The organism is Pseudarthrobacter sp. NKDBFgelt (assembly GCF_046097905.1).
GTDB classification, from domain to species: domain Bacteria; phylum Actinomycetota; class Actinomycetes; order Actinomycetales; family Micrococcaceae; genus Arthrobacter; species Arthrobacter polychromogenes.
The window spans coordinates 1-21,461 of the sequence record NZ_JBJURL010000006.1 but is presented as its reverse complement, the minus strand read 5'-3'; the positions used below and the strand labels follow the sequence as shown (position 1 = coordinate 21,461).

20 protein-coding genes and 1 pseudogene are annotated in these 21,461 nt (G+C 66.7%); 10 read left to right on the top strand and 11 right to left on the bottom strand.

Going from position 1 to position 21,461, the window contains the following annotated elements; genetic code table 11:
- Positions 1 to 20: 20 nt before the first annotated feature.
- On the top strand, positions 21 to 1,232 hold the full coding sequence (locus ACKAE7_RS02725; RefSeq protein WP_191035751.1) for a GDSL-type esterase/lipase family protein: 1,212 nt from the start codon (positions 21 to 23) through the stop codon (positions 1,230 to 1,232).
- Between the two features lie 81 nt (positions 1,233 to 1,313).
- Here ACKAE7_RS02725 and ACKAE7_RS02720 read toward each other — a convergent pair whose 3' ends face one another.
- The 3 genes from ACKAE7_RS02720 to ACKAE7_RS02710 all read right to left on the bottom strand — a co-directional run bounded on the left by ACKAE7_RS02720 (position 1,314) and on the right by ACKAE7_RS02710 (position 3,958).
- Positions 1,314 to 1,778, bottom strand: a complete 465-nt coding sequence (locus tag ACKAE7_RS02720; protein WP_188812382.1) for a pyridoxamine 5'-phosphate oxidase family protein — start codon at positions 1,776 to 1,778, stop codon at positions 1,314 to 1,316.
- A 67-nt stretch (positions 1,779 to 1,845) separates the two neighbouring features.
- On the bottom strand, positions 1,846 to 2,505 hold the full coding sequence (locus ACKAE7_RS02715; protein ID WP_308422245.1) for a response regulator transcription factor: 660 nt from the start codon (positions 2,503 to 2,505) through the stop codon (positions 1,846 to 1,848).
- Positions 2,498 to 3,958, bottom strand: coding sequence for a sensor histidine kinase (locus ACKAE7_RS02710; RefSeq protein ID WP_408978447.1), 1,461 nt, complete (start codon positions 3,956 to 3,958; stop codon positions 2,498 to 2,500). The genes ACKAE7_RS02715 and ACKAE7_RS02710 overlap by 8 nt, the downstream gene beginning before the upstream one ends.
- Before the next feature lie 169 nt (positions 3,959 to 4,127).
- Between ACKAE7_RS02710 and ACKAE7_RS02705 the strand changes: the two genes are divergently transcribed.
- A complete protein-coding gene (locus tag ACKAE7_RS02705; RefSeq protein WP_191035754.1) occupies positions 4,128 to 5,234 on the top strand; it encodes an ABC transporter permease in 1,107 nt (368 codons plus the stop codon).
- A 103-nt stretch (positions 5,235 to 5,337) separates the two neighbouring features.
- Positions 5,338 to 6,045, top strand: a complete 708-nt coding sequence (locus ACKAE7_RS02700; protein WP_408978446.1) for an ABC transporter ATP-binding protein — start codon at positions 5,338 to 5,340, stop codon at positions 6,043 to 6,045.
- A gap of 53 nt (positions 6,046 to 6,098) precedes the next feature.
- Here the strand turns inward: ACKAE7_RS02700 and ACKAE7_RS02695 are convergent, their stop codons facing one another.
- Positions 6,099 to 6,854 (bottom strand): ZIP family metal transporter, encoded by a 756-nt coding sequence (locus ACKAE7_RS02695; protein ID WP_408978445.1) that lies wholly within the window; start codon positions 6,852 to 6,854, stop codon positions 6,099 to 6,101.
- 211 nt (positions 6,855 to 7,065) lie between these two features.
- Here ACKAE7_RS02695 and ACKAE7_RS02690 point away from each other — a divergent pair, with 211 nt between their 5' ends.
- Entirely contained in the window at positions 7,066 to 7,542 is a 477-nt protein-coding gene (locus tag ACKAE7_RS02690) for a sensor histidine kinase (protein ID WP_188812347.1), read from the top strand.
- Positions 7,543 to 7,588: 46 nt separating this feature from the next.
- Here ACKAE7_RS02690 and ACKAE7_RS02685 read toward each other — a convergent pair whose 3' ends face one another.
- Complete coding sequence (locus ACKAE7_RS02685) at positions 7,589 to 8,200, bottom strand: NADPH-dependent FMN reductase (protein ID WP_188812345.1); 612 nt, start codon at positions 8,198 to 8,200, stop codon at positions 7,589 to 7,591.
- A 305-nt stretch (positions 8,201 to 8,505) separates the two neighbouring features.
- Here ACKAE7_RS02685 and ACKAE7_RS02680 point away from each other — a divergent pair, with 305 nt between their 5' ends.
- Positions 8,506 to 11,184, top strand: a complete 2,679-nt coding sequence (locus ACKAE7_RS02680) for a Tat pathway signal sequence domain protein (RefSeq protein WP_408978444.1) — start codon at positions 8,506 to 8,508, stop codon at positions 11,182 to 11,184.
- Between the two features lie 102 nt (positions 11,185 to 11,286).
- Positions 11,287 to 12,213, top strand: coding sequence for an SRPBCC family protein (locus ACKAE7_RS02675; protein ID WP_408978443.1), 927 nt, complete (start codon positions 11,287 to 11,289; stop codon positions 12,211 to 12,213).
- Between the two features lie 96 nt (positions 12,214 to 12,309).
- Here ACKAE7_RS02675 and ACKAE7_RS02670 read toward each other — a convergent pair whose 3' ends face one another.
- Both ACKAE7_RS02670 and ACKAE7_RS02665 read right to left on the bottom strand, forming a co-directional pair.
- On the bottom strand, positions 12,310 to 14,319 hold the full coding sequence (locus ACKAE7_RS02670) for a rhamnogalacturonan lyase (protein ID WP_408978442.1): 2,010 nt from the start codon (positions 14,317 to 14,319) through the stop codon (positions 12,310 to 12,312).
- A 318-nt stretch (positions 14,320 to 14,637) separates the two neighbouring features.
- Positions 14,638 to 15,579, bottom strand: a complete 942-nt coding sequence (locus ACKAE7_RS02665; RefSeq protein WP_408978441.1) for a hypothetical protein — start codon at positions 15,577 to 15,579, stop codon at positions 14,638 to 14,640.
- Between the two features lie 201 nt (positions 15,580 to 15,780).
- Here ACKAE7_RS02665 and ACKAE7_RS02660 point away from each other — a divergent pair, with 201 nt between their 5' ends.
- Complete coding sequence (locus ACKAE7_RS02660) at positions 15,781 to 16,119, top strand: hypothetical protein (protein ID WP_174175080.1); 339 nt, start codon at positions 15,781 to 15,783, stop codon at positions 16,117 to 16,119.
- A gap of 37 nt (positions 16,120 to 16,156) precedes the next feature.
- Here the strand turns inward: ACKAE7_RS02660 and ACKAE7_RS02655 are convergent, their stop codons facing one another.
- Together ACKAE7_RS02655 and ACKAE7_RS02650 are read right to left on the bottom strand one after the other, a co-directional pair.
- Entirely contained in the window at positions 16,157 to 17,092 is a 936-nt protein-coding gene (locus ACKAE7_RS02655; protein WP_408978440.1) for a threonine/serine dehydratase, read from the bottom strand.
- Between the two features lie 7 nt (positions 17,093 to 17,099).
- Entirely contained in the window at positions 17,100 to 17,360 is a 261-nt protein-coding gene (locus ACKAE7_RS02650; RefSeq protein WP_408978439.1) for a hypothetical protein, read from the bottom strand.
- A 237-nt stretch (positions 17,361 to 17,597) separates the two neighbouring features.
- Between ACKAE7_RS02650 and ACKAE7_RS02645 the strand changes: the two genes are divergently transcribed.
- Positions 17,598 to 18,206, top strand: coding sequence for an AAA family ATPase (locus ACKAE7_RS02645; protein WP_408978438.1), 609 nt, complete (start codon positions 17,598 to 17,600; stop codon positions 18,204 to 18,206).
- Positions 18,207 to 18,278: 72 nt separating this feature from the next.
- Here ACKAE7_RS02645 and ACKAE7_RS02640 read toward each other — a convergent pair whose 3' ends face one another.
- Positions 18,279 to 19,100: a hypothetical protein gene (locus ACKAE7_RS02640; RefSeq protein ID WP_229666491.1), complete on the bottom strand. Its 822-nt coding sequence runs from the start codon at positions 19,098 to 19,100 to the stop codon at positions 18,279 to 18,281.
- A 246-nt stretch (positions 19,101 to 19,346) separates the two neighbouring features.
- Complete coding sequence (locus ACKAE7_RS02635) at positions 19,347 to 19,622, bottom strand: hypothetical protein (protein ID WP_408978437.1); 276 nt, start codon at positions 19,620 to 19,622, stop codon at positions 19,347 to 19,349.
- Between the two features lie 98 nt (positions 19,623 to 19,720).
- Here ACKAE7_RS02635 and nagA point away from each other — a divergent pair, with 98 nt between their 5' ends.
- Together nagA and ACKAE7_RS02625 are read left to right on the top strand one after the other, a co-directional pair.
- Complete coding sequence (gene nagA, locus ACKAE7_RS02630) at positions 19,721 to 20,938, top strand: N-acetylglucosamine-6-phosphate deacetylase (RefSeq protein WP_408978436.1); 1,218 nt, start codon at positions 19,721 to 19,723, stop codon at positions 20,936 to 20,938.
- 53 nt (positions 20,939 to 20,991) lie between these two features.
- Positions 20,992 to 21,461: pseudogene (locus tag ACKAE7_RS02625) on the top strand (HNH endonuclease); the annotation flags it as partial.

Here is a 21,461-nt window from a genome sequence, read left to right as displayed (position 1 = left end):
CTTGTCCCTCATCAAAGGAGATGACAGTGACCGCTGCTGCCCGAACATCGAACAACCCAGGCTCTTCATCCACCCATGGCGGGTCGGCCAGGAAATCCTTGGCCGCCGGCCTCGCCGCAGCAGCCCTGCTGGGTGGGGCCGGCGTGGCCGTTACCGCGCCGGCCGCCTACGCCGAACCCAGCAACTACCGCTTCGACTTCGGGAACGGGCCCGTGGAGAACGGGTACACAGGAGTCGGCGCCACAGACGCCTACAGCCCCGAAACCCGCTATGGCTTCAACACCCCGGAGCACATGGCCAACGTTTCCGCCAAGGGCACCGGAGCCGGAAGCGATGCCGTACGTTTCCTCCAGTTCGGGACCAAGAGCGCCAACACGTTCAACGTGGACCTGAAGGAAGGCCTCTACAAGGTGACCGTCACCCTGGGCGACACCTCCCGTGCCAGCATCGCGGCCGAAGGCGTGTTCCAGGAAATGAACCTGACCGGAAACGGCGCCACGGCTTCCTTTGAAATTCCTGTGACGGACGGCCAGCTGAACCTCCTGGTTACGGAGGGCAAGGTTGGCACGGCCTTTACCCTGAGCTCGCTGGAGATCGACAAGGTCTCACGCCACCCGGAGATGGACCCCACCATCTGGGTGGGCGGCGACTCCACCGTGGCCAGCTACTACCCCCTGGAAAACAGCATCCAGGGAGGCTGGGGCCAAATGCTCCCCCAGTACGTTGACCCGGCTGCGTTCGACATCCGGAACATGGCCACCGGCGGACAGATTGCCCGCGGCTTCCGCAATGACGGCCAGCTCGAAGCCATCCTCCAGTACATCAAGCCGGGCGACCTGTTCCTGCTGGAAATGGGCATCAACGACACGGCAGCCAAGAACGCCACCACCGAGCCGGAGTTCAAGGAGATCATGCGTGACATGGTCCGCCAGGTGGCTGCCACCGGTGCGACGCCGGTGCTGGTCACCCCGCAGGGCCGCGCCACGGACTTCGTGGAGGGTGTGCACACCTCGGTCAACCGCTGGTACCGCAACTCAACGGTTGCCCTGGCGGAGGAGGAAGGCGTGCACCTGGTTGACCTGAACGTCCTGGCGTCCGCCTACTTCACGGAGATTGGCCCGGAAGCCACCCTGGCCCTGTTCATGACCGGCGACACGCTGCACCCCAACCGGGCCGGCGCCTCCGAACTGGCGCGGCTGGTGGCGGAGGACCTTTCCCGCCAGGGTCTCTAGACCAAGGTCCCTGGAGCAAAGTCCCTGAATCAGGGCCTCCCGACCAGGCTCCCTGGATCCAGTTCCCTAGATCCAGGGTTCCTAGATCCAGTCAGCGGAGAAATCCTGCGGCGGCCACCACCGGGTCCGCGCCTGCACCTGGAACCTGCGGCCCGTGACTTCCGTGGGATTGATCCGGATGAGGTGCTCCTTGAGGCCGGACTCCCACGGTTCACGGTCCGGATCGGACAGTTCCAGGGGCACATTGCCGTCTGCCACGGGCTCGGGTATCCCTTTGACCACCACGCTCCAGACTTCCGTGCTGTACGCGTTCAGCCCGTCTGCTTCCAGCGCCACAAGGGTTCCTGCAAGCAGGGAGTACAGCTTGGTGCCGGGGGCGGTCCTGAAGAACAGGGCCCCTTCAGCGGGCACAAAGTTCACGGGGAAGATTTCCGGGGTGGTTCCGTTAATGACTGCCAGCCTGCCGATATAGGAGGAACGCAGGTATTTCCAGCACTCCTCTTCCGGAAGGATTTCAGTTTTCGGTCCCGACGGTGAGTTCTCCATGGCCCGAAGTCTAGGCCTCCGGGAACCGGCAGGAGTAGGGTCTTCCTTCCCGTGCCCTGAGGGCCGCTCAGCCTGCCTGCCCCGGTGGACGGATGATCCGGCGCCGGGTGGCGGCCGCGATGGCAGCCGTCCTGTTGTCCACGCCAAGCTTCCCGTAGATGTGGACCAGGTGCGTCTTGACCGTGGCCTCCGAGATGAACACCTGTTTGGCGATGGCGCGGTTGGACAGCCCGGTGGCCAGCAGCTCCAGCAGTTGGACCTCCCGCGGAGTAAGTGAGGTGCCCGGGTTGGTGATGCGGTTCATCAGCAGGGCGGCGGCCCGCGGTGCCAGGACGGTCTCCCCCGCGGCCGCAGCGAACACGGCCTGCCGGATCTGCTCCGGCGGGGCGTCCTTGAGCATGTAGCCGCTGGCACCGGCCTCCACGGCAGAGAGGATGTCGGAGTCGGTGTCGTAGGTGGTCAGGATGAGGACGGGCGGGGGCGCAGCCAGCTTCCGGATCGCGGCAGTGGCCGCCACTCCGTCCATGCCCGCACCCATCTGCAGGTCCATCAGCACCACGTCCACGCCCTCGCCCAGGACCGACAGGCGCGAGAGTTCCTTCAGGGCGGCTTTCCCGTCCGCAGCCTCCGCGGCGATGGAGATGCCCTCGAACTCGGTGAGCATGGCCCTCAGCCCGGCGCGGACCACAGGATGGTCATCCACCAGCAGGACGCGCACGTCAGCCACGGATGTCTCCCCCGGCATGATCGAGCGGCAGGCGGATGGCCACCACGGTTCCCTCGCCCGGGGAGGTCTCCAACTCCAGGGAACCATTGAGGGCTTCTACCCTTTCCCGCAGCGAACGGAGTCCGAATCCGCTGCCGTCCGCGCCGCCGTCGTGTCCCTTCCTGGCTGTTCCTGTCCTGGCTGTTCCTGTCCCGGCGGTCCCTGGCCCGGCAGTTCCTGCCCCCGCGGCCCTTGCCCCAGCAGCCCTTGCCCCGCCGGCGAGGTCAGGGTCAAAGCCCACGCCGTCGTCGTAAAGGTCCATGGTGACTTCCGTGCCAAGGAAGGTGAGCGTGACCACGGCGTTGCCCGCGTTGGCATGGTCGCGGACGTTGGCGAGGCTCGCCTGGGCCGCGCGGAGCAGCGCCACCTGGTGCGTTTGCGGCAGTTCGGCCGGCTCCCCGTCCACCTCCAGCCGGCAGCGGAGCGCCGCTCCCCCCGCCGCGGCGCTCTGCCCGGTCTCTTCACACAGCCGGCGCAGGGCCTCCACCAGCGTGGTGTCGTGCAGCTGAGGGGAGGACAGGCCGCGGACAAAGCTTCGGGCTTCGGCCAGGTTGCCTGCGGCCGTCTGCTGCATCAGGGCCACCCGCGACGCTGCGGTTACCGGATCCCCGTGGGCCAGCGACTGCTCAGCAGCCCGTGCAAGCAACACGATGCTGGAGAGGCCCTGCGCCAGGGTGTCGTGGATTTCGCGGGCCAGCCGCTCCCGTTCCGCCAGCACTCCGGCCTCGTGCTGGGACGCCGCCAGTTCCTGGCGGGTGCGGCGCAGTTCATCCGCGGCCCGCCGCTGGTTCTCCGCCTCCCGGTACAGCGCAACGTACGCAAGGCCGGTGATGACGGCGAAGGCGGCGCCAAACAATGGGCCGACGACGGCCGCCGCGTGCGGGACCGGGTCACCGCTGGCGGACCATTGGGAGGCGATGACCGCGGCTGTCATCAGTGCGATGGTCAGCAGCGCGGCACGCCGCGGCAGCAGGTGCAGGTGCAGGAAGAACAGGGGGAACGCCAGCCAGGCAAAGTCGGCGCTCCCCACCAGCAGGAGGACCCACAGCGCTGTCACTGCCGCCAGCCACTGGAGGCCGTAGCGGCGGGGATTGAGCCGGATCCGGCCCGCGGCATGCCGGTGTTCCAGGACGGTCCCGGTGAGGTACACCGCTGCCAGGACAAGTGCCAGGCCAGCCCAGAGTAACGGGAATGAGCCGCGGGAGCCGGGTGCCAGCAGCCTGACCACGCCCACCACCAGCAGGGCTGCAAACCCGGTGTGGAGCGTCACCCTCAGCACCCGCAGGATCGCTTCCGAGGACGCCGATTCCACTGCGCTCAGGGGGTCCTTGGGCGCGTGGGCGCCGGAGGAGCCATTGCCGGCGGCGGGTCCCCCGGGCCCGCCGGAAGAGTGCAGGGCAGGGGTGGCGGACATGCCACCAGCTTATGCGCGCCCGGCCAACGGAGGGTCAATCAAAAGGTTGACCCTGGGTTCCACCTTTCATCCTTGGCGGATCAACTGCCCGCCCGATGGACCGCGGGCGGGCGGACGGGACAGTGGATGGAGACCTTTATCCACTGGAACCAACCGAGAGAAGAACAACGTGTTTCTGGCAATCCGCGACATCCGTTTCGCCAAGGGCCGGTTCGCCATGATGGGCGGCGTGGTGGCCCTGATTACCCTGCTCCTGGTCATGCTGTCCGGCCTGACCGCCGGGCTGGCCGAACAGTCAACCTCCGCGATCGGAAAGCTGGGGGCTGCCGCCGCTGCGCCCGTGGACACCGTAGTGTTCGGCGCCCCCGGCTCCGGCACGCCCAAGGCCTCCTACACGGAAAGCTCCGTGACTTCAGCCCAGGCGGAGAGCTGGCGGAACCGTCCGGGTGTCCGCGCTGCCGAGCCGGTGGGGATCACCCAAACCCGGGCCCAGGGTGCGGGCGCCGGCTCGGGCACCACCAATGTGGCCGTGTTCGGGGTGGCACCCGGCAGCGGGCTCGCACCTGTGGACGTAGCCGCCGGCACCGCTGTGGTGGGCGCCTCCGTGGCCGAAGCCCTGTCCCTGGAGCAGGGGGACGCCCTGAGCATCAGTGGGATGGAACTTGCCGTGGCCGCGGTTGTTGAGGACCAGTGGTACGCGCATACGAGCGTTGTGTGGACGGCGCTTCCGGCCTGGTCCGGGCTGGCCCACGTGTCCGACGGCGGCCAGCTGGCCACGGTTATTGCCGTCACGTACCAGGACGGCGCGGAAGTGGACGAGGATGCCGCGGATGCCGCGGCGAATACGGTGAGTGCCTCACGGACGGAGTCCTTCCAGGCGCTGGGCTCGTTCAAGAGCGAGAACGGCTCGCTGACCCTCATGCAGGCCTTCCTCTACGGCATCTCATCCCTGGTGATTGTGGCGTTCCTGACCGTGTGGACCATCCAGCGGACCCGCGACATCGCCGTCCTGAAAGCCATGGGAGCGCCGGGGGCGTACATCCTGCGCGATGCCATCACGCAGGCGGCGATCGTCCTGGTAGCAGGCGCCGGCCTGGGCGGGATCATCGGCGTCGCGGCCGGGTTGCTTGCCGCCCAGGCGGCCCCCTTCCTCCTCAGCCCTGCCACCACGCTGCTTCCCGTCGTCGGGATTGTTGCCCTGGGGCTGGCCGGGGCAGCGCTGGCTGTCCGCCGCGTCACCAAAGTCGATGCCCTGCTGGCCCTCGGCGGGAACTGAAACCCCAACCCCCTCCCCGAGTTTTTGTCCAGATATGCAGGCCTAAGGTGCCCTAAACCCTGCATATCTGGACAAAAACTCCAATCCTGTGAAAGGGAACCCGATGTCTGGCTACTCCACCCCTGCTCCGCTGGAACTGCACAATGTCACCCTCGAATACCCCGACGGCGGCGGCACCACCACCGCGCTGGACCGCGTCAGCCTGGCAGTCCCCGCCGGACACGTGGTGTCACTCGTCGGACCGTCCGGCTCCGGGAAATCGAGCCTTCTTGCCGCAGCCGCCACCCTGGTCCGCCCCACCAGCGGCCAGGTCATCATCGACGGCACTGACACAACCGGCCTTCCGGACAAGGCGCTCACGGCGCTGCGCCGCAGCAAGGTGGGCATCATCTTCCAGCAGCCCAACCTGCTGCCGTCGCTCACGGCTGCCGAACAGCTCATCATCGGCGACCACCTCCGCGGAAAGCCCGTAACAGCCGCCCGGAAGAAGGCCGCCGGACTCCTTGACGTCGTCGGCCTGTCCGCGAGCGCCGGGAAGCGCCCCCACCAGCTCTCCGGCGGGCAGCGGCAGCGGGTCAACATCGCCAGGGCCCTGATGGGGAACCCGAAAGTTTTGCTCGTGGACGAGCCGACGGCGGCACTGGACCACGAGCGCAGCGCTTCGATCATCCGGCTGCTGTGCCAGGTGACCTCCGAGTTCAACGTGGGCACGGTGCTGGTCACGCATGACACGGAGTTTGTTCCGCTGACCGATGCCGTGGCCACCATGCGGGACGGGGCGCTCACTGCCCCCGTGCTGACCGGCGCCTGAAAGCACGGATGGCTCCGGCGGGATTTCCGCCGGAGCCATGTCCCGCCGTCGCGCTATCCCCCGAGGTGATGGATGGTGAAGGCGGCCAGAAACCCGACGGACGCCGTCAAGCCCGTGAGGTTGTGGTGCTCCTCGAAGGCCTCCGGAATCATGGTGTCCGCCAGCATGGCCAGGATTCCTCCGGCCGCGATGGCGGTTATGAAGGCCACCACGCTGCCCGGAGCATTCTCCAGCGCCACGTACCCGATCAGCGAGGCCACCCCGCAGAGCAGCGCGATGCCGCCCCACAACCCAAAAACATAGCGGGCACTCCTGCCGGCTTTCTTCATGCCGGCGGTTCCGGAAAGGCCTTCGGGGACGTTGGAGATGAAGACGGCGGCCATCATCGCCGGACTGACGGCCCCACCGGCCAGCAGTCCCACGCCAAGGACCACGGACTCCGGCACGCCGTCCAGCAGCGCGCCCACGGCAATGGCACTGCCGCTGCCCGGGCTGTCGGATTCAGAAGGCTGCTGGTTGCCGGAACGTTTGCGGTGCTTGGCACCGGCCCGGGACAGCATCATGTTGGCAGTCACGTACACCACCGCGCCAGCCAGGAACCCGGCCACGGTGGGCCACAGGCCGCCGCCCTCCACGGCCTCCCCCACCAGCTCGAAAGCCAGGGCGGAGATCAGCACACCTGCGCCGAAGGACATGATCGAGGAAACCAGCTTGCTCGGCAGGTTCCAGCGCCATGACATTGCCGCGCCGAGGACCAGGGCAGCTCCTGCCACGGTTCCCCACATTAGGGCCTGCAACCACAACGGCATATGCACCGCTTCCCGGCTCCCCAGCGGAAGCCAACCGACCTGAACCCGGGCCCCTGGCTGCCCGGAGCCGGTGAGCGCTAAACAGCCAGAGTAGTGGAACTCCGCGCGGCGCCAGGAATTGACCGGATCTTGCGGCAAACCTTGCCGTGCCCTGAAGTTGCGGGTCCACGCTGAAGTCATGGACCAACCAGCTTGTGGGGAGCAGGAGACAATGGGAAACAGAACAGCATTGGACGGGGAAGTCACCGCGGTGGACGGCGTGCTCACCGACCAGCATCCGCTCGACTTCTACGCATTGGGCCTGGCGGGCTGCATCGACCGGCTCACGGCCCCGCTCCGCCACCGGGGAACCAGTGTCCGCTGGGACACCCCGCACTGGGGCATCGAGATACCGAAGGACTGCGCGTCCCTTCTCTACCAGTCGGCACGCGAGGCACTGACCAACGTTTACAAGCACTCCGGGGCGGCTCACCTGACCGTCCAGCTCGCCGCCGTGGACCACGGCATCCGCCTGGTAGTGGCCGACGACGGCACGGGCTTTGACAGTGAAGCCGCCACCTGCGGGCGCCACCACGGCTACGGCCTCCGGCTCATGTCAGTAGCCGTCCATGAAGCCGGCGGCATAGTGGACATCCGCTCCGCCCCCGGGCAAGGCACCAGCGTGACGGTAACCCTGCCGCTGGACTAAGGCTCGGATGCCCGCCGTTGCTGGGACGGCGGGCCTCCGAAAAACCCTAACGGGTCAGTTTGGCCGTATCGGGCTCAAGGTCGCCGATATGGCCGGGTGCGTTGGCCGCCAGGACCCGCTGGACGAAGGCGCAGTACTCCTCCATGTAGTGGCGCAGGAACTTGGCAGTCCCCTCATTCTTGACCTCGCCGTCGTCGCCAAACACGGCGGCATCGAAGTGGATGTAAGCCTCCGGTGCGTTGAGCTGCGGCGCGTCCAGGAAGCTCAGGACGCTGCGCATGGACGACTGCATCACCGCCGTACCGATACTTCCCACGGAAGCGCCGATGATGCCGGTGGGCTTGCGGGCAAAGGAGTTGCTTCCCCAGGGCCGCGAGCCCCAGTCGATGGCGTTCTTGAGGGCCCCGGGAATGGAGCGGTTGTATTCAGGGGACACGAACAGGATGCCGTCCGACGCCTCGATGGCCTCCTTGAGGGCGCGGCCTTCCGGCGGGAAGTCGGCGTCGTAGTCGTAGCTGTACAGGGGGAGGTCCTTGATGGGGATCTCCGTGAACTCGAGGTCCTCGGGAGCAAGTTTGATCAACGCCTTGGCCAGGACCCTGTTAATGGAGCCGGTTGCCAGGCTCCCCACGAAGTAGCCGATTTTGTACGGTGCCATGAGTCTTCCTTCCAATAGCCGGTCCGCGCCGGCAGGCCATGTTTCCGGAATGCGTGCCGCCCCAGCCGGGGCGGCGGGTGGTGCCCACTGCACCCATCAGTCCAGCACAGAAGCCAGGGCACGGCCAGAGGGTGCAGCGTGTTGAGGACCCGCCGGAGACCTTCCGAATCCCGGCCACCCCTTGCGGTCCTGCCCTGGCTCGCATATTTTGAAACGAATCAGAAACCGCTTTCCGGTAAGCTGGACCACGCCTGCTGACGGGGCCAGCTGCGCCTAGCGGACGCGAAATAACAGAATTGGATGACATGACGGACAGCACCCTCATCAGGTGGATCGACGGCCAGGCACCTTCGGAATCCAGCGGCGGGACCACGTGGGGCATGCCTTTCGCCCGCGGTTCCGTAGCGGGGGCGGAGGCCCTCTCCGTCACGGATGCCGGCGGCAGCACCGTCGCCTCCCAGGCCTGGCCCCTGGCCACCTGGCCGGACGGCTCCCTCAAATGGGCGGGCATCGCACTTCCCGCCACCAGCTCGCCGTCGGAGGTTTACCACGTGGTGTCCGACGGCGGCGCGTCACCCCGCGGGGCCAGCCAGCCGCCGTCGGGCGGTACCAGCGTCACTGTCACCGAAACCGGCACGGTCCTCACGGTGGACACCGGAGCCCTGCAGATGGTGATCGAGCGCGGCGGCTCCACCCTCTTCAGCAGCCTTACGCGCGGGGGCGTCGAAGTGGCCCGGGACGCCCGCCTGGTGAGCCTCCTGCAGGACGGCCTTGCTGATGACCAGGGCGGCGACGGCGCCGGAACCTTCAGCCGGGACGCCTTCACCGGCGAGGTCACCGCCGTCGTGCTTGAACACAGCGGACCCGTGCGGGCCGTGGTGCGGCTGGAGGGTCAGCACCGCCCGGACGCTCGGGAGAGTGGAATCAGCAGGGACAGCAGCAGGGAAAGCTGGCTGCCCTTCGTGGTGAGGTTCTATTTCCACGCCAACGCCCGCAGCGTCCGCATGGTGCACTCCTTCATCTGGGACGGCGACGCGGACCGGGACTTCCTGGCCGGGCTCGGCGTGCGCTTCACGGTCCCGCTGCAGGCAGAGCTGCACAACAGGCACGTCCGGATAGCAGGGGCCGACGGCGGCTTCCTCACCGAGGCGGTCCGCGGCCTCACCGGCCTGCGCCGGGACCCCGGGGAGGACGTCCGCCTGGCCCAGGTGGAAGGCTGCGCCACGCCACCCCTGGCCGGCTGGAACCCGGAGGTGTCCGAACGGCTGCACCTGATTCCGGCCTGGAACGACTACACGCTCAGCCAGCTCAGCGCCGACGGCTTTGAACTGCGCAAGCGGACTGCGTCAGGCCGGGCGTGGGTGGGGATTTCCGGCGGCACCAGGTCTGCCGGTTTCTGCTCCCTGACCGATACCCGCGGCGGCTTCGGCGTGGGCGTCAAGGACTTCTGGCAGTCCCACCCCGGCCAGCTGGATATCCGCGACGCCGCTGCGGACCACGCCACCCTGACGGCGTGGCTGTATTCCCCTGAAGCCCAGCCCATGGACCTGCGGTTCTACCACGACGGCCTGGGCCAGGACACGTTCGAGGAACAGCTTGAGGGCCTCGAAATCACCTATGAGGACTACGAGCCCGGCTTCGGAAGCGCGCACGGCATTGCCCGCACCCATGAGTTGACCCTATTTGCCTACGACGGAACGCCGGCAACGGAGAGCCTTGCGGCCGACGCCGCAGCCGCCTCCGCCCCCGCCCTGCTGCAGGCCACCCCGGAGTACCTGCACTCCGTGGGCGTATTCGGCGATTGGGACCCGGTGGACCGCAGCACCCCCGCACGCGCCGAGCTGGAGGACCATCTGGACTTCCTCTTCGACTTCTATGCCGGCCAGGTGGAGCAGCGGCGCTGGTACGGGTTCTGGAACTACGGCGACGTGATGCACACCTATGACCACGACCGGCACGTGTGGCGGTACGACGTAGGCGGTTATGCGTGGGACAACTCCGAGCTCTCCCCCGATCTCTGGCTCTGGTACTCCTACCTGCGCTCCGGGCGGGCGGACATCTTCCGGTTTGCGGAGGCCATGACCCGGCACACCGGCGAGGTGGACGTCTACCACCTGGGCCCGTGGCGCGGCCTCGGTTCGCGGCACAACGTCCAGCACTGGGGCTGCAGCGCCAAGCAGCTCCGCATCAGCACACCCGCCTACCGCCGGTTCTACTACTACCTGACGGCGGATGAACGGACCGGGGACCTGCTGACCGAGCTGGTGGACAGCGACCAGAATTTCCTGGGACTGGACCCAGTGCGCAAGGTCCGCCCCGACGCCGACACCTACCGGCCCAACCGGGGAGCCCTGGGCGTGGGCCTGGGAACGGACTGGGGCTCGCTCGCCGCCACCTGGCTCACCGACTGGGAACGCACCGGCAACCCCCGCTCACGCGACCGGCTCCTGGGCACCATGGGGGACATCGGCGCCCTCAAGTACGGCTTCCTCACCGGCGAGGCGCTCTACGACCTGGATAAGGGCCGGTTCGACACCGGCCGTGAGCTTCTCCAGGTGTCCCACCTGAGCGCCGTGTTCGGACTGGTGGAGATCTGCAGCGAGCTTGTGGACCTGGTTCCGGACCCGGACTTCGAGCGCGCGTGGCTGCAGTACTGCCGGCTCTTCCTGGGCACGAAGGAGGAACAGGTGGCGGCCGTGGGACAGCCACTGGAGGGCATCTACCTCACCCAGGCGCACAGCCGGCTCACCGCTTACGCCGCCGCCCGGCTGGATGATCCGGACCTGGCCGCCCGCGCCTGGACGAGCTTCGCCGAGGGCGGGGAACACCTCAACCACGAGTCGGCCTTCACGCTGCGGACGATCGAGCCGCCGCACGTGCTGCTGCCGGTGGATGAGGCACCCACCGTATCCACCAACGACGCCTCCCAGTTCGGGCTCGCCGTGATCCAGAACCTTGCGCTGATCGGCAACCACCTGCGCTAGCTGTGCGCTCTGGAATCCGGCGTGCCCAGCAGGTACATTGGTAAGCATGCTGATGATTTTTACTGAACCATCGGCTTCCGGTAACAAAGCGAAGGAGACGTTATGAGCACGAAGGTGGAAAAACGCATTCTGGTGAACGTACCGGTAAGCACGGCTTACAACCAGTGGACGCAGTTCGAGGAGTTCCCGCACTTCATGGGCGGCGTCAAGAGCGTGACCCAGCTCAGCGATGACAGGCTGGAGTGGGTGGCTGAGATCGGCGGCATCCGCCGGCAGTGGGAAGCGAAGATCCTTGAGCAGGTCCCGGACCGGAAGGTCGCCTGGGCAGCTACAGACGGCGCCACGAACGCCGGCGCTGTTGAGTTCGAGGACGTGGGTGGCGGGCAGACTTCCCTTCGGCTGACGCTGGAGTACGAGCCCGAAGGAATCATCGAAAAGGTGGGCGACAAGCTCAACGTGGTTGACCGCCAGGCCGAGGCTGACCTGCAGCGGTTCAAGGAATTCATCGAGGATGAGGGTTACGCCAGCGGCGCCTGGCGCGGCCGCGTGAGCACGGGCGCACCGGCGGGCACGCCGGGCGTGGAGGATGCTGCCGGATCCCGGGGCGATTCCGGCAAGGCAGGCGTCTCCAGCAAGGTTGCCGCGGGCCTGGGCGTTGCCGCAGTAGCCGGCGCAGCAGCGGCCATGGCAGCAGGCGGCAACAAGGAGACAACTGCGGTTGCCGACGAAACGGTAACTCCAGCGACTCCGGGAGAGCCGGTCACCGTCACACCGATTCCTACCGACACAACCACCACCGATACCACTACAGGTACGACGGCGGCAGCCGGCTCCACCGGTTCGGTCGCCGATTTGGGCGATGACAGGATCGGACACCAGTTCGACCAGACCAACGGCCTGGTGGACACGAGCGGCGAGTCGGACGAGACGGCCGAGGGCGAGAACCTGAGCGCGGCCGAGCGCGAGGGCGACGACCGCCGTCGAGATGGCGGCCTGCCGCCCATCGGGGGAAACCTCGGAACGCACTAACCGGGTCCAGCCAGAGCGCAACAAAAAGCGCCGCCCGCCTCATTGCAGAGGCGGGCGGCGCTTTTGTGCGGGGCAGAACCGTTCGTATGTGCCGTCTTACTTGCCGGTGCCTGCGTAGGCCACCGACGGCGCGGCCGGGGTTTCCATGCCCTCGCCGATGAAGAAGCTCGGGTGCGGCGGCTGGTTGTAGGCCACGTTCTCGCGGGCCACTGCGGTGCGGTAGACGGTGTCGTGCATCAGGGTGCGGAGCCGGACCTCGGTGGGCGAGGTGCTGGTGTAGATCCGCAGCTCGGTGCTGTCCGACGACGGGAAGGCAAGCTCCTCGCGCCAGTCACCCAGCAGGTCAGCCTGCAGGGACGGGTTGCCCTTGGTGTGGTTGTTGGTGCGTGCGCCGGTGATAGTGAGGAGCCTGTCGCTGGACTCCGTTTCCCAGTTCCACTTCGAGATCGTGGGCACGCCCACGCCGGCGGCTGCGTCGAAGTCGTGGTCGACGATCTCGCGGAGCAGGTCGCCGTCCCACCATGCCAGGAAGTTGGCGGCGGGGATGCTCTCGGCAATCAGCTCGCCCTTGGCGGACATCAGCTGGCCCCGCGGGGAGTTCCAGGAGGCGTCGCCGCCTACCGCCCAGCCCTCAGCGCCGGCGTAGCGGGGATCGATGTCGCCGGCGGCACCGCGGCCGGTGTCCCGGATGGCGGGGATGCTCCAGAGCACCTCACCGGTGGCGGCGTCGCGGAAGGTGGCGCCACGGTTGCCGCTTTGGCTCATGCTCTCGTGGACGGCGAAGACCTCCAGCCCGGGGCGGGAGGGGTCAAAATCGCTGGTGTGCATCGCATCGCCGTGGCCCAGCTTGGTGTTGTAGAGGACCGAGCCGTCGTCGTCGATAGTCATGGAGCCGAAGACAAACTCGTCCTTGCCGTCCTGGTCCACGTCAGCGACCGAGAGGTTGTGGTTGCCCTGGCCCTTATATTCGGCGCCGGCAATGTCCGAGTCGAAGGTCCAGCGCTTCACCAGCTTGCCGTCCACCAGGTCATAGGTGACCAGCACGGTGCGGGTGTAGTAGCCGCGGCTGAACATCATGGACGGCTTTTCGCCGTCGAGGTAGGCGACGCCGGCCAGGAATCGGTCCACGCGGTTGCCGTACCCGTCGCCCCAGGCGGAGACGTTGCCGCGCGGCGGATCGTAGGCCACCGTATCCATGATGGTGCCGGTTGCTCCGTTGAACACTGTGAGGAACTCCGGACCGGACAGGACATAACCGGCGCTGTTGCGGTAGTCCGCTGCGGGGTCGCCGATCACGGTTCCGGCCCCGTCCCTGGTGCCGTCCGCCGTCTTCATGGACACTTCGGCCTTGCCATCACCGTCGAAGTCATACGCCAGGAGCTGGGTGTAGTGGGCGCCGGCGCGGATGTTGTGGCCCAGGTCGATGCGCCACAGCTTGGTGCCATCCATCTTGTAGGCGTCCACGTAGACGTTGCCGGTAAATCCGGACTTGGAGTTGTCCTGCGCATTGGAGGGGTTCCAAAGCTGGATGATTTCGTAGCTGCCATCTCCGTCGAGGTCCGCAACGCTGGAATCGTTGGCCGAGTAGGTGTACGGCTTCCCATCCTTGCTGACGCCGTCGGCGGGCTTGTCCAGCTTGATGGACAAGTAGTTCTGGGCCAGCGGGGTGAATTCCGCGCTGAGCTTGTCCTGCCCGTTGCCGTTTCCCACGGTCTTGATGACGTACGTGGAGGCCGCGGTTCCGGACGGGTCAACGAATGTGGTGGTGTTGCGGATGGGCTCTTCGGTGAGCTGGACGCCGTCGCGGATCACGTGGAAGCCCACGCTGTCCTGGTCCAGGCCCAGCATGCGCCAGCCCAGCGTGACGCCTTGGTCCGTAAGCACGGCGACAGGTGCCCGGTCCAGGTTCTCCACCTGGCGCTTCAACTCTGCCTTACCGGACTGCCCGGGTGCGGTGCTGGGGTTGGCCTGCGCGAGCGGTACGCCGGTGAACGCCAGCGCGGCGACGGTGAGGGAAGCAGCCGCCGCTAAGGGGGCGGCTTTCCAGGCGCGGCCGGACCGCGAACCTGGACGGAGCGTGGGGGAACATTTCGAGGGATAAGCCAAAGAACATCTCCTTTGATGCGGCGGCAGCTGAGTCTGCCGCACGACAGTTTGGAACGTTTCACCCCAACCCGAAAGGCCGCCCGTCACGAAGGAGGGGTGGGTTTGGGATGCGGCGGAAACCGTTTTCTGCCCTTAACTTCTATCAGCGCTTTACAAGTCTGGTCAAGGGTTTGACGGGGCTAAATGGGAGATATTGTTCCGTTGCGTTCAGTTCGTGCCGGCGTTGCCGCGGGGCCGGCACGCAGCCGCCTGCAGGAGCGGCAGCGTCCTGGCGGGCAAAACCTCCACTAGTGACGCACAACAACCGGCGCCCCAGTCCTAGTCCCAGGCCGGGACCAGGACTGCTTCATACTGGGTTGGTGGTGGCTGCTGTCCGAACTTGGCGTTGACCGCGGCGAGCGTGTCCCCGAACCTGGCCACCGTCGTCGGAATGTTGAAGTGCTTGCTGGTGATGACGTCCTTAACCCTGAAGGAAGAGAAGTTCTCGGAGAGTTTGAGGCGGCTGACCTGGTTAGCCATATTCTGGACCGCCCATACAGTGCGGTCCTTGACCAGGATGCCATCGACGAACTCCAGGTCCGGCCCCTTGATCCTGCTGCTCTTTCCCGAGTCCGGATCCACGGCATAGAGGGCCTGGTTTTGTGTGTGGGCCACAATCAGGACGTCGTCATCGTCGGCTGCTGCGATGCCGTTGAACCCGAACTGGCCGGGTTGCAGGGGTTTGCCCGCCTCACCGCCCACTTTCAGCGTCTCTACATCCGCTGCTCCCCCCAGCTCGCCCCGCCGGCTCACAGGGACGAAATAGAGCTCGGGAGTGGCCGAATTGGTAAACCAGGCGCCGTCGCTGCTGAGTGTGACGTCATTAATGAAGCCGGGAGCCAGGTCATACTCCTTGACCTGCTTGCGGGTGTCAGTGTTGTAGACGTACGCCTTGCCAGTGCTACCGCCTGCGACAAACAGCAGGTCGTTACGGGTATCCGCCTTCATGCCGACAGCCATCCGGCCTTCGGGCACGTCGATAAAGCGCTTGGCCTTTCCATCATGGATGTCGCCGCGGAAGATATCGCCAGTAAGCAGTTCGCCGGCGTAGAAGGTTGTTCCCCCGCCCGCCGCAATGCCTTCGGCGGAAGTGGCCCCGCGGAGGACTATGACATCGTCTTTGGAAGGAGTGGATGCGCCTGCCGGCACTGCCGTGGGCAGCAGTAAGGCCAGAAGTGCGATAAATCCACCAACGGCACGGCGTCGTACTGTTTTGCGCATAATAGGTTCCTGGAATTGGGCTGATGCGCGGGGCCCAATCTGCGGCAGCTCCGCACGATGGTGATCCCATTTTAAGCTCCCCCACGAAAGCCCCGCCAGAGCCCGGTGCCCCCTTCACAGTGGAGGGGGCAGCGCCGGGGACCGGCGTACTGTTCAGGATTCTGCTTACAATCGAAACCTCAATCAACTACTGAGGGATCCATGAAGAAATTCGCCACAGCCCTGATCGCCGCCGGCCTCGTTGTCTCCGCAACGGCCTGCACCGCCTCGAACCAGCTCACCACCGCGGAAACCTGCGAGCGGATCCAGTCCGTTGTGTCGAACCCGGCCAACAACGCCGGCAAGACCGGCATGAACCGCCTGGCCAACCAAATCCGGCCCATCCACGCCGTTGCCTCGGACGACCTCAAGGGTGCGCTTGAGTCGATCATCGAATACACGGACGAGCAGGCAAAAGAGACTCCGGACGAGGACAAGCTCGCCGAACTGACGGCAGACTACGAGGAAGCCGGCAGCACGTACAGCCAGTTCTGCAGCTGATTCCTGCCACAGACAGGCACTCTGCCAGCGGACCCGGCTACTTGAGGGTGGCCGGGTCCGTGTTCGCCCCGCACAGTATGACCGCCACCCGTTCGCCCACGCCCTGCGTGTAGGCGCCGGAAGTAAGCGCGGCATAGGCCGCGGCCGCGCCGTGCTCCACGACGATCCGGTAGCCGTCCCACAGCTTCCTACGCGCTTCGATGATGTCGGCGTCGGACACCAGGACGCTTTCGACGCCGGCGCGGACCGCCACGGAGAAGCCGATGTCGCCGATGCGGCGGGCACCAAGGGAGTCTGCCGCAATTCCTGCCACCGGGACGTCCACCGGTTGTCCGGCCGCCAGCGCAGCGTTCAGCGTGGGAGCCGATTCCGGCTCCACGGCCACCACCTTGGCCCTGCCCTCCACGGCTGCGGCGATTCCTGCCATCAGGCCGCCTCCTCCCACTGCAACCAGCACGGTGTCCACCCCGCCCACCTGGTCGAGAAGTTCCAGTCCCACGGTTCCGGCGCCGGCGGCAATTTCGGGCTGGTCATAGGCGTGGCAATAGACGGCGCCGGCTTCCCGGGCATGCCCGACGGCCGCCTGGTATGCGTCCGCGTACTCGGCGCCGCCCTGAACCACCGTCGCTCCGATGGCTTTCAGCTTGCGGACCTTCACTGCAGGGGCGGCGGCGGGAACAAACACCGTTGCGGGCACACCAACCTGCACAGCCGCGTAGGCATTGGCCAGGCCGGCGTTGCCTCCGGAGGCAACCACGACGCCAACCTCCGGTTTCAGCTCACCGCGTTCCCTGGCAGCGAGGACGCGGTTCAGGGCGCCCCGGACCTTGAAGGTTCCCGTGTGCTGCATAAATTCGCATTTGAACCACACCGGGCCGGGAAAGTCTCCGGGGTCGCCTTCCAGGACAGGCGTCAGCCGGGTGAGGCCGGCGGTCCTTCGTGCTGCCTGTTCCACGTCGACGCGGGCAATCATTGGTGCATCAGACCTCGTCGTCCCAGGTTCCCGGTTCCTCCAGGGCATCCTCCGGTTTGTCCCTCTGGGACGGGTCGCCGCTGCCGGAGTAGGACGCGGGGACGGTCCCGGCGGCGTGGCCCTGCTGCTCCTCGCGGATATTGCTGGCACCCGGCAGTTCCGGATGCTGGCCGCTCTGCGGGGCCTGCTTGGGCTCCTTGGCTTCGTCCGGATCACCCGGCCCCCGAAGGTCTGCGGCGTTCTGCGGCTCGTCATTGCTAGCAGTCATGGTTCTGCCTTTCGCTCGGGAACTGCGGCGTTCGGCCGGGGTTGTCCCCGCACCGCACTACAGCCTACGGGCTGGCGCTGCCCGGCAGCAGGAAGCGCCGGCCCTGGCTTTTCCCGCAGCCCGGACTATGAAACGCCGGCCTGGACCTGTGAAATGGGCGGTGAACCTGTGAATTGGGACTCAGCCGGGACTTCCACGGCACACCCTGCGTTAAACCCCATGGCGGAAGGAGGCCACTTGCTTATTGTCCTGACCGGAATCGACGGTTCCGGGAAGTCCACGGCCGCCCAGGCCCTGGTGTCATCCATCCGTGCCGACGGAGGCACGGCCACGCTGTTGAACAACCACGCGGGCCGGCGCAGCATGTCAGTCCTGGGCACCAGGCTGGGCTTCCGGCTGCCGCCCCGCGTTGCCGATGCCCTGGAGACCGCGTTCCGGGTGTGGAACGTGCTGGTGAACCACCTGCGGGCCAGCCGGGCTGACGGCCTGGTGGTGATGGACCGGCACCTGTACTGCCAGCTGGCCCTGCGCGCCACGAAGGGGCTGCCTCGCGGCCGTCTGCTTCCCTGGCTGCTCGGTGCACTCCCTGCCGCTGACGCCGTGGTGCACCTGGACGTGGACCCGGCCGTTGCGCATCGGCGCATCGCCGCCCGCGGCACGGATGCCGAGACGCTGGAGGACCTGGCTGCTTTCGCCCGCGCCTATCGCGAGCTGCCCGAGTACGGGAGCTTCGAGAAGGTGGACGCCTCGGTCTCCGGTCCGGAGTTGGCGCGCCGCCTGGCCGGAGTGGTGCACCGGCCGGGACGGGCCCCCGCGGAGGGGCGCCACCACCCTGTCTCCACGTGAGCGGGCCCGGGCTGTAATACAGGAAGGCGGGTGGACCCAAGGTCCACCCGCCTTCCCAGAGACGTGCAGTAACTAGCTCGACGCCGTCGGCGAAGGCGAGGTCATCCCGGTTTCTTCCGGCTCGCTCTCCGTCTCGGACGGCGAGGCCGACCCGCTCGGCGACGACGTGCTCGTGGAACCGGATGTGCTGGTGGACGTCGGGCTGGACGTGGCGCTTCCGCCGTCGGCCTTCTCCAGCACCTCGTTGATAAGGTCCTCAAGTTCCTTCTGGTCCGGATCACCCAGGTTGGCACCGCTCTTGGTGGCAACCACCAGCAGCGTGCCCTCGGCAGCGGAGACCTGCATCAGCTTCTGCTGGTTATCGCCGCTGCGCGAGCTGAGGGTGGCGAAGGTCTTTTCAGCGTCGGTGTCCGCCTGGACCTCCTCGCTGGTCACCTCGTAAGTCTGCCCCAGTGCCTGGACCGAGAAGTTGGCGCACTGGTCCATCTTGCCGCTGATCTCGTCCAGGACCTCGACGGCGTCCGGCCCCTCGCTGCCGGACTGTGCGGACAGCGTCCGCGGCTGGTCGCCTTCGGAGAGCGCGACGGCGATCTCGCCGCTCTCCACGGTGTCCAGCAGTCCCGCGGTGGCGATGTCCTTGCAGTCTTCAGGGTCAATGGTCGCGGTGCTCAGGAGGAGGTTGGCGATGTTGCCGCCCTGGTCCACCTGCTCCTTGGAGTACAGCATGAGCTCGTTGCCGTCGTCGTCCGTCATGCCGGAGATCAACTCGCGGAGCTCGTCCTCGCTGTACACCTTTGCCTCCGCCGTTGGTGAGGGTGTTTCCGAAGCCGAGGGGCTCGCAGCTTCACCGCCACCGCCCGTGCAGCCTGCAAGGGCCAACATTGCTGCCGTCATCAATCCAAGCGCAGGTACTTTTCGCATTGGTACAACCCCTTTAGAGATAGGAAGCATACTTAGTGTTTATTAGCTTAAGGGGTTTGGCCGCCGCCGGACATAACGGGGCTGTAACTTTCAAGGGGCTCCCCGGGGATATTGCACGTGCGGCGGCGGGCCGGGAACCACAACGGAGAGCGCGGCCACCGCTCCGCTGTCGGCTCCGTGGATTGGGGGCTGCGACGTAGATCGTCCGGGACGGCTGGGTCAGGCGGACGACGGCGGCGCCGGACTTTTGACGCCCGCCAGCGCAGCGCGCAGTTCAGCAGCGGAAACGTCGCCGACGCCCCGCTTGGTGGGGGCAGGCTGGGCAAGGATCTCCGCCTTCAGTTCGGGGCCGGCATAGGCCAGCAGGACCTGCCCGCCGGCAGTGGTGCGCAACGGCATCCGGCCGCCCACCCTGTAGGCAACCTCAGTTGCCGCGCGCGAGAAGAGCCTGTCAATGAGTGCCTGTTGCCACCGATGCCGAGCTGGTTGCCTCATGGCGACAGCGGGAACGTAACCGTCGCTGGCCTGCGTGGCATAATCCGAAGCGGCGGCCCGTCCGGGCTTCCTCTTTTCGGCTGACGGCGGGAGTGGCAGTGGGCAGTGGCTTGATACTTCGCGGCCGCATCGTCACCGGAAGCATGGACGTCCCCGATGGTGTAGTAGGGATCGACGGCGGCGTGATCACCTACGCTGGTCCGGCGTCGGAATTTCCCGTATTGGGCTTAGGCGGGACTGAAGGTGCCTTACCTGAGGCGGCCGGGCGCATCCTGATGCCCGGGCTGGTGGACCTGCATTGCCATGGGGCGCTGGGATCGGACTTCTCCGAAGGATCCGCCGACGGTGCCCGGTTAGCGGCAAGCTATCTGCACAGCCGTGGAACCACCACACTGCTGGCAAGCCTGGTCACGGGATCGCCCGAAAACCTGGTCCGGAACGTCACAGTCCTGCGGGACTTGGCTGACGAAGGGCTGATCGCTGGTTCCCACCTGGAGGGCCCCTTCCTCGCTTCGGGACAATGCGGCGCGCATGATCCCGAGCTGTTGCGTGGGCCGGATGCAGGACTTGTGGCCAAGCTGTTTGAGGCCGCCGGACCCTCGCTGGTGTCCATGACGCTGGCGGCCGAGCTCCCTGGCGCTGCGGCCCTGGTGGAAATGCTCACTGCGCGGGGGATCATTCCATCCCTGGGCCACACTGCGGCAGACCACCGCACCGCTGCTTCCTTCCTGGACCAGGCAGCCACAGGACTGGCTGGGCCAGGGAATTCCACCGGACGGATACGCCCAACCGTCACGCACCTGTTCAATGCGATGCCCAGCTTGCACCACCGCTCTCCCGGCCCGGTAGCGGCCAGCATCAGCGCGGCCCATGCCGGCAACGCCGTGGTGGAGCTGATCGCGGACGGAGTTCATCTGGCCCCTGAGACGGTCAAGATGGTGTTCGAGCTGGTGGGGGCGGAAAACATTGCACTGGTGACCGACTCGATGGCCGCCACTGGACTGCAGGATGGCCAGTACCGCCTGGGTACGCTGGCTGTCACGGTGAACCAGGGCGTGGCGAGGGTGGACAACACTGGGGCAATTGCCGGCGGAACCGCTACCTTGCTGGACGTTGTCCGGTCCACGGTGGCAGCAGGTGTCCCCCTGCAGGATGCCGTCCGCGCGGCGACGGCCGTGCCTGCCTCCGTACTGGGAATGTCGTCGCACGTGGGCGACCTCCACGCCGGCATGCAGGCTGACCTCGTCATTGTCGACCGGGACCTGGATCTTGCAGGAGTCCTGCGCCGGGGCGAGTGGGTAACGCCGCTGGGGTAGTGCTCTTGGCTGCCTGACCGTTAAATGTCAGACCCTCCCATGAGGATGGATTCATGGAAGGCAATTCGGCGGTGGTGGAGGCGGAGGCGGTGGTTGACGCTTCGGTGGCTGCTTTTGCGGCGGTGCTCGCGGGCGGCGGTACTGCTGCTTCCGGCACGTCTGTTTCTGGTCTTGGTGTCGCTGAGCCTGGTGCTGGTGCTGGTGCTGGCGGGTGCGTAGGCAGCATTGATGATGATCCGTTGCAGCGGGTTGCTGATGGGGCGTTGGATGTCCTTGCCGGGGTGGCCCGGTCGGAGGCGAAGCTGGCGGCGTTGAAGGCGCAGGCGGTTCAGGTGCTCGCGGCCGCCACGAGCCTGTTGAACGGTCCGCCGTCCTCGCCGTATGAGGCCACGGCGCAGGACCGGAGCCTGGTGGCCGAGGTCGGGTGTGCACTGGTGATCGGTGACCGTGCCGCCGGTGCCCTGTTGGCCGAGTCCCACGCCCTGACAACCACCCTGCCCCGGACGCTCGCAGCTTTGCAGGG